Annotated in this window: 5 protein-coding genes and 1 pseudogene; 3 read left to right on the top strand and 3 right to left on the bottom strand. The window is 65.4% G+C overall.

The window, feature by feature from the left end; translation table 11 throughout:
- The 3 genes from EN906_RS18345 to EN906_RS18335 all read right to left on the bottom strand — a co-directional run.
- Window positions 1-1,131: ABC transporter substrate-binding protein (locus EN906_RS18345; protein WP_127271278.1), on the bottom strand; the 1,131-nt coding region annotated here is incomplete at its 3' end.
- Window positions 1,132-1,176: 45 nt separating this feature from the next.
- The gene (locus EN906_RS18340) at window positions 1,177-3,018 is read right to left on the bottom strand and encodes a branched-chain amino acid ABC transporter ATP-binding protein/permease (RefSeq protein ID WP_236383436.1); all 1,842 of its coding nucleotides are present in this window, start codon (window positions 3,016-3,018) and stop codon (window positions 1,177-1,179) included.
- A gap of 14 nt (window positions 3,019-3,032) precedes the next feature.
- The gene (locus EN906_RS18335; RefSeq protein WP_127270506.1) at window positions 3,033-4,199 is read right to left on the bottom strand and encodes an FAD-binding oxidoreductase; all 1,167 of its coding nucleotides are present in this window, start codon (window positions 4,197-4,199) and stop codon (window positions 3,033-3,035) included.
- A 145-nt stretch (window positions 4,200-4,344) separates the two neighbouring features.
- On the opposite strand from EN906_RS18335, the gene EN906_RS18330 reads away from it, so the two are divergent.
- The 3 genes and pseudogenes from EN906_RS18330 to EN906_RS18320 form a co-directional block, all read left to right on the top strand.
- The gene (locus tag EN906_RS18330) at window positions 4,345-5,283 is read left to right on the top strand and encodes a MurR/RpiR family transcriptional regulator (RefSeq protein ID WP_127271273.1); all 939 of its coding nucleotides are present in this window, start codon (window positions 4,345-4,347) and stop codon (window positions 5,281-5,283) included.
- Window positions 5,280-5,927, top strand: coding sequence for an isochorismatase family cysteine hydrolase (locus EN906_RS18325; RefSeq protein ID WP_127267229.1), 648 nt, complete (start codon window positions 5,280-5,282; stop codon window positions 5,925-5,927). Before EN906_RS18330 ends, EN906_RS18325 begins: the two co-directional genes overlap by 4 nt.
- Window positions 5,924-6,526 (top strand): annotated as a pseudogene (locus tag EN906_RS18320) (glutamine synthetase); the annotation flags it as partial. The gene EN906_RS18325 and the pseudogene EN906_RS18320, both read left to right, overlap by 4 nt.

Genomic DNA, 6,526 nt, shown 5'->3' with positions numbered 1-6,526 from the left:
GGTCTGGACATGCTTGCCCTCGCCGCCCTCGTAGCGCATCAGCGCCACCGGCCGCAGCGGCATGCGATCGGTGCCGGCATAGGTGATCTTGCCGGTGATGCCTTCGAAATCCTTAAGGCCGGCGATGGCGTCGCGGATCGCTTTCGGGTCGTCGGAGCCGGCCGTCTTGACCGCCTGGTCGAGGATCAGGCCGATCTCATAGCCATTGACTTCATAGGTCGATTCCGGTGCGTGGCCTGCATATTTGGTGAAGGCGGTATTGAAGGCCTCGAGCTTGCTGCCCGGCTCGGCATAGCCGGCCGCGGTGTAGACGACGCCGTCGACCAATTTGCCGAGCGCCTTGATGGTCGGCGTGCCGATGGCATCGGCGCCATAGACCGGGATGGTGACGCCGGCGCCACGCAATTGCTGGATGAAGGCCGGGAAATCCGGCTCATAGGCCGCCGTCATGATCAGGTCGGGCTTGTCGGCTAGGCCCTTGATATTGGTGATCTCGGCGGAAAAATCGGGCTGGCCCATGCTGAAGGTGCCGCGGCCGACAATGGCGCCGCCCTTCTTCTCGAACACCTTGCCGAAATATTCCGGCAGATTGGCGGTGTAGGTGGAGTCCGGCGAAGTCAGCAGGAACACCTTCTTCTTGCCTTCCGAGACGGCGAAGTCGGCGACCGCCGTCGCCTGCACATTGTCGGCCGGATAGGTGCCGAACATGACGTCGCCGACCGCGCCGGTGAGCACCGGGGCGGAGCCGCACAGCGTCAGGGTCGGAATGCCAAGCGGCTGGGTCAGCTGGCCGGCGGAAATCGAGGGATCGGCATCGCACGGCGTGATCATGATCTTGGCGCCGGCGTCGATCAGTTCCTGGGCGACAGTGGCAGTCTGCGCGGTATCGGAGCGCGTGTCCTTGATCAAAAGCTTGACGGTGTATTTGCCAGCGAGGCCACCCTTGGCGTTGAGCTCGTCGAGCGACATGCGCAGGCCGGCAAGTGCCGGCTGGTCGTAAGGGGCAAGGCCGCCGGTCTGCGCGGTCGCGGCACCGATGATGATCTCTTCGGCGCTGGCCGTCGAAATGGCGGCGATGCTGAACACGGCAGCGCACAAAGCGGCGCGATGGAGGCGATAGAGGCTTGGCATGTCGGTTCTCCTTCTGGATTTCTTATGGTTGGCTGTCGTTGCGGGTCATGCGGTCTGGTTTTCAGGCGTTTCGGTCTTGGCGCGCGCCGTGCGGCTGCCGAGATAGGCTGCGATCACGGCAGGGTTCTTCTGAACGTCGCCCGGCGTGCCGTCGGCGATGACGCGGCCATGATCGATGACGACGATGCGCTCGCACAGGTTCATCACCAGCCGCATGTCGTGTTCGATCAGCACAATGCCGATGCGGCGCTCGGTGCGGACCGTCGAGAGGATCGAAACCAGTTCGGCGGTCTCGACGGCGTTCATGCCGGCGGCCGGCTCGTCGAGCAGCAGGAAGCGCGGCTTCAACGCCAGGGCGCGTGCCACTTCGAGCCGACGGCGCTGGCCATAGGCAAGCCTGGCGGCCGGTTGATCGGCGAATCTCTCCAGCCCCATGCGCGCAAGTTCACCCATTGCCGCCGCCTCGGCATGGCCAAGATCCGGCTCCACCTGGCGGGCGGCGACGACGACATTTTCGAGCACGGTCATGTGCGGGAAGACGCGGATGTTCTGGAACGTGCGGGCAACGCCGGAGCGGGCGAAGCGGAAGGCCGAAGCCTGCCGGACCACGCCACCCACCGACACGGTGCCGGCACTTGGCTTGATATCACCGGCCAGCATGTTGAGCAGCGTCGTCTTGCCGGCGCCATTGGGGCCGATGATGCCGGTGATGCTGTCGGTCTCGAAATCCAGGCTGACGTCGTCGACGGCGACGACGCCGGCATAGCGGCGCGACAGATGGACGGCGGCGAGCCGGTCACTCTCGACATGCCGCGGTGGCGCCGTTGAAGCCATCACGGCCTGGCGACCGGGCCGACGCAGCAGGTTCAGTTCACGCTCGCCGAACAGACCGGTCGGTCGCCGCCAGATAACCAGGATCATGGCGATGGCAAGCACGCCCTGGGTCAGGCCAAACAGGACGGGCAGATGCAGGCCGAGCACCTCGCCGCCGCCTTCGAAGCGGCGCACCACTTCGACCAAAACGATGGTGACGATGACGCCGGCGAAAGCGCCGAGCGACGAGGTCATGCCGCCGACGATCAGCATGGCGAGCATGGTGAAGCCGAGGTCGAAATAGAAATCGCGTGGCGAGAACGCACCCAGAAACTGCGCCATCATGGCGCCGGCGGCCATGGCGGCGACGACACCCGCCACCCAGGCGGCCAGACGCGCCGTGCGCTGGTCGACGCCGACGGCGGCGGCACCGCGCTCGTCATTGGCGGCGGCGCGGGCGGCAAGGCCGAAGGAGGTTTCGCGAAACAGCCTCGCCGCCACCAGCGCCATCGAAGCGACAGCGGCAGCCGTCCACAGCCCGACCTCGCGCGGCACGCCATAGAATGGCTGACTGCCGCGCGTGATCTCGCGCCCGGCCACCAGCAGCGTGTAGACGATGATCAGCATGGCAAGCGTTGCGATCGAAGCGCTCGATCCGGAAAGCCTGAGCAGCGGCGTGCCGGTCAACAGGCCGACGATGACCGCGAGCGCAAGGACGACGGCCAGCGCCGCGAAGAAGGAGAGTTGATACCCGGCGAGGAATTGCGGCAGGTCGCGCAGCGCCGTTCGTTGCAAGGCGGTCGGCATGGTGAGGATGCCGGTGGCGTAGGCGCCAAGGCCGACAAAGGCGGCCTGACCGAACGAGACGATGCCGCTGTTGCCAGAGAATATCTGCAGGCCAAGCACCGCCGTCAGCATGATCGCGGCATAGGTGACCACACGTTGCATGGCGGCGCTGCCAAAGATGAAGGCGGCAAGCGCCACCAGCAGCAGCACCGCGACCATGCACAGGGCATCGGCAGTGGCGTTGCGAAACGCGGCCGGCATGAAGCCACTGGGCTTGCTCTCGCTCATCGTCACCGACGCCATTACGCGGCCCTGAAGCGATCGGGTGAAAACGGCGCCAGGATCGGTTGCGCGCCTTCGGTGACCAGCCTGGCCACCGCCTCGCCGACTGCCGGCCCGGTCTTGAAGCCGTGGCCGGAGGATCCCGCCGAAACGACCAGCCCTTCGACGTCAGGCATGGCGCCGATGACCGGCAGATCGTCGGGGCTCATGTCGTAGAGTCCGGCATAGCCGGGCCGGATGCCAAGCTCGGCCATGGCAGGGACTCTGCCAGCGAAGGTCTCCAGAATCTCGACCGATTCCTGCTCCTCGACACCTTCCATGTAATCATCAGGATTTTGGACCAAACGCGGGCGGCCCGCATGTTCGTGGCGCAGGCCGGTGCCGCCACCAGCCCAGGTGCCGGCCAGGATGACGCCGTCATTGTCAGGCCGTGCATAGTTGCAGGAAATGTCGTCGCACCAGGCGAAAGGCATGACCTGCCTTGCCTTGCCGGCTGCGTCGAGGACGGCCATCGGATGGCGCTCGACATGCAGCGGCAGATCGAGGCCGACCGTCGCCAGCAGGCGGCGCGTCCACGGCCCGGCGGCCAGGACGACGGTACCGGCTTCCAGCACCGTTCCATCGGTCAAGGTGACGCCGGTGATGCGGTCGCCCTGCCGTTGAAGGCTCTCGACCAGCGTGTTCTGCATGATCCTGGCACCGTTGGCGCGGGCGGCACGGGCGATGGCGTTGGTGGCGCCGAAGGCATCGGCGTAGCCATATTCCGGCTCCCACAGCGCCATTGCGACATTGTCCAGGGCAAAGCCGGGTGCCGCGTCGGCAAAGGCCTGCGGCGACAATGTCTCGATGCGCGCGCCCTCGCCGCGGATGCGTTCGGCCGCCGCCGTCCAACTCACCTTGTTGTCGTTGCCGCAGACCCACATCATGCCGATTTCGGTGACGAAAGAGCCTTCGCCCGCGATTTCCGGCAGCGACACCAGGATCTCGCGGCCACGTATGGAAAGCTGCGACAATTCCGGCATCAGGTAGAAGGCGTGCAGCAGCGCCGACGATTTGCCCGACGGGCCGCCGGCGGGATGGGTCTGCTCGACCAATGTGACCTTCACACCGGCCTTGGCCAGATGATAGGCGGCGCTCGATCCGACAATGCCGGCACCGACGACGATGACGTCGCTTCCGTTTCGCATGGCTGTTCCCCACAGTCTCTTGGCTGCTTTCCGACAAGGTAGGGCCAGCGATCACGCAATGTCAACATCTCTTCATTGTTGACCAAGATTTAAATCTCTGTAATAAACTCGACAAAACAAGAGAACACGGATTTCGGGGAGGCCCATGGCGATACGCGATGTTCTGATGCGCGGGGATCTTGCGCTGACGCCGTCGGAAGAGAAGATCGTCCGACTGCTGTTGACGGACTATCCGACCTCCGGCCTCGGCACCGCCTCATCGCTCGCCCGGCGCGCTGGCGTCAGCGATCCGACCGTGGTGAGACTGGTCGTCAAGCTCGGCTATGAAGGGTTTCCGGATTTCCAGGCGAAGCTTCTGGCCGAAGTCGAGGCAAGACTGCACTCGCCGCTGCTGATGATGGAGGCCAAGCGGCAGAGCGGCTCCAACGACAGCGCCGTGCTGGCCTATCTCGACAGCGTCACCACGGCCTTGCAGAAAGCCACCGCCGCGACACCCATCCAGACATACGAGCGGGCGGCCCGCCTGCTGATGGAGGTCAAGGGCGAGATTGTGATGGTCGGCGGCCGGTTCAGCCGTCACATCGCCGGCATGCTGGCCGGCTATCTCGTGCAGTTTCGCTCCGGGGTTCGCGATCTCGGCGTGCTTTCTCCACAGACTTTCGACACGCTCGCCGACCTCGACCGGCGCGACGTGCTCGTCGTGTTCGACTACCGCCGCTACCAGCTCGACGTCATGGCCTATGCGAGCCAAGCGGCGGCGCTCGATGTGCGCATCGTCCTGTTCACCGACCAATGGCTGTCGCCGATATCAGACCTCGCCGAAGTCACCATCGTCAGCCCGCTCGAAGTCGCCTCGCCCTATGACACGCTGGCGCCGGCAATCGCCCAGATGGAGGCGCTGGTCGCCCATATCGTTTCGACGCTGGGCGACGACGCGCGCGCCCGCATTGAGCGGCTCGAAAGGGTGCGACATGCCAATGCCGTGACACTCGACAGCGACCCGCAAGAGAACGGCGCGCGCAAGATACCCGGACCCCGCAAGACGCCGGGACCCAAATCAGCAAAGCAGGACGACAAAGCATGACCCAGGCCCTACCCAAACGAGACGAAGCCTTCCGTGCCGGCGAAACGGCCCTGCTGCTCGTCGACATGCAGCGCATCTGGCTGGAGCCGGGCGCAGATCCGTCGCATCCGGAGCGTGGGCCCGATCACTATTTCTACCGGCAGACATCGTCACAGACGATCCCCAACCAGGAGCGCCTGCTGGCCGCTGCGCGGGCCAATGGCGTCGAGGTGCTGCACACCATCATCCAGAGCCTGACCGAAGACGGCCGTGACCGCTCGCTCGACCACAAGCTGACGCCGATCCATGTCGCGCCCAGCCTCCCGGAGGGTCTGCCGGTGCCGGCGCTGGCGCCGGTCGGCGACGAGATCATGCTGCCGAAGACGTCGTCCGGCATCTTCAACTCGACCAATGTCGACTATCTCCTCAAGAACCTCGGCATCCGCTATCTCGTCGTGGTCGGCGTGCTGACCGATCAATGCGTCGACATGACGGTGCGCGACGGCGCCGACCGCGGCTATCTTGTCACCTGCGTATCGGATGCCTGCGCCACCATTACGCAGGAACGCCACGACATCGCGCTCAAGGCCTTCGGCGGCTACTGCTGGGTGGCCGATACCGACACGGTCGTCGGCCGCTTCAACGCTTTGGGAAAACCGGCATGACATCGACTGTCGAGCCTCTGGTTGCCGTCGTCACCACGGATCTCTCCGCCGTCACGCGGGGCCGCTTCGTTGCCGAAGGCAAGTTGCAGAAGACCGCCACGACCGGCGTCGGTTGGCTGCAGGCCAATCTGTCGCTGACGCCGTTCAACTCGATCGTCGATCCCAACCCCTGGGGCTCGTCGGGCGACCTGCGGCTTATCCCCGATCTCAAGGCGCGCTTTCGCACGACACGTACCGGATCGGCGACGCCGTTCGACATGGTCGCCGGCGACATCGTCGAGCTCGATGGCAGCCCATGGCTCGGCTGCACCCGCACGATGCTCAAAGAGGCGCTGGCCGATTTGAAAGCCGCAACCGGCCTGTCGGTCATCGCCGCCTTCGAGCATGAATTCAATGTCGCCGACGGCGGCTTCGCGCCGGCGCATTCGATGTCTTTCGCCGCATTGCGCCGCACGGACCCCTTCGCGCCCAACCTGATGGCGGCGCTCGAGGAAGCCGGAGTCGCTCCCGAGGTGGTCATCGCCGAATTCGGCGACGAGCAGTTCGAGGTGACGCACGAGCCGGCGGACGCGCTGACGGCGGCGGACCGCGCCGTCAGC

Origin of the sequence: Mesorhizobium sp. M7A.F.Ca.CA.004.06.1.1, from assembly GCF_003999135.1 — a bacterium.
Classification (GTDB): Bacteria; Pseudomonadota; Alphaproteobacteria; order Rhizobiales; family Rhizobiaceae; genus Mesorhizobium.
This window is presented reverse-complemented; position numbering and strand designations above follow the sequence as displayed.

Coding starts and splice junctions, on each gene's coding strand:
- EN906_RS18340 (WP_236383436.1), bottom strand. CDS start 3,018: ATGAGCGAGAGCAAGCCCAGTGGCTTCATGCCGGCCGCGTTTCGCAAC.
- EN906_RS18335 (WP_127270506.1), bottom strand. CDS start 4,199: ATGCGAAACGGAAGCGACGTCATCGTCGTCGGTGCCGGCATTGTCGGA.
- EN906_RS18330 (WP_127271273.1), top strand. CDS start 4,345: ATGGCGATACGCGATGTTCTGATGCGCGGGGATCTTGCGCTGACGCCG.
- EN906_RS18325 (WP_127267229.1), top strand. CDS start 5,280: ATGACCCAGGCCCTACCCAAACGAGACGAAGCCTTCCGTGCCGGCGAA.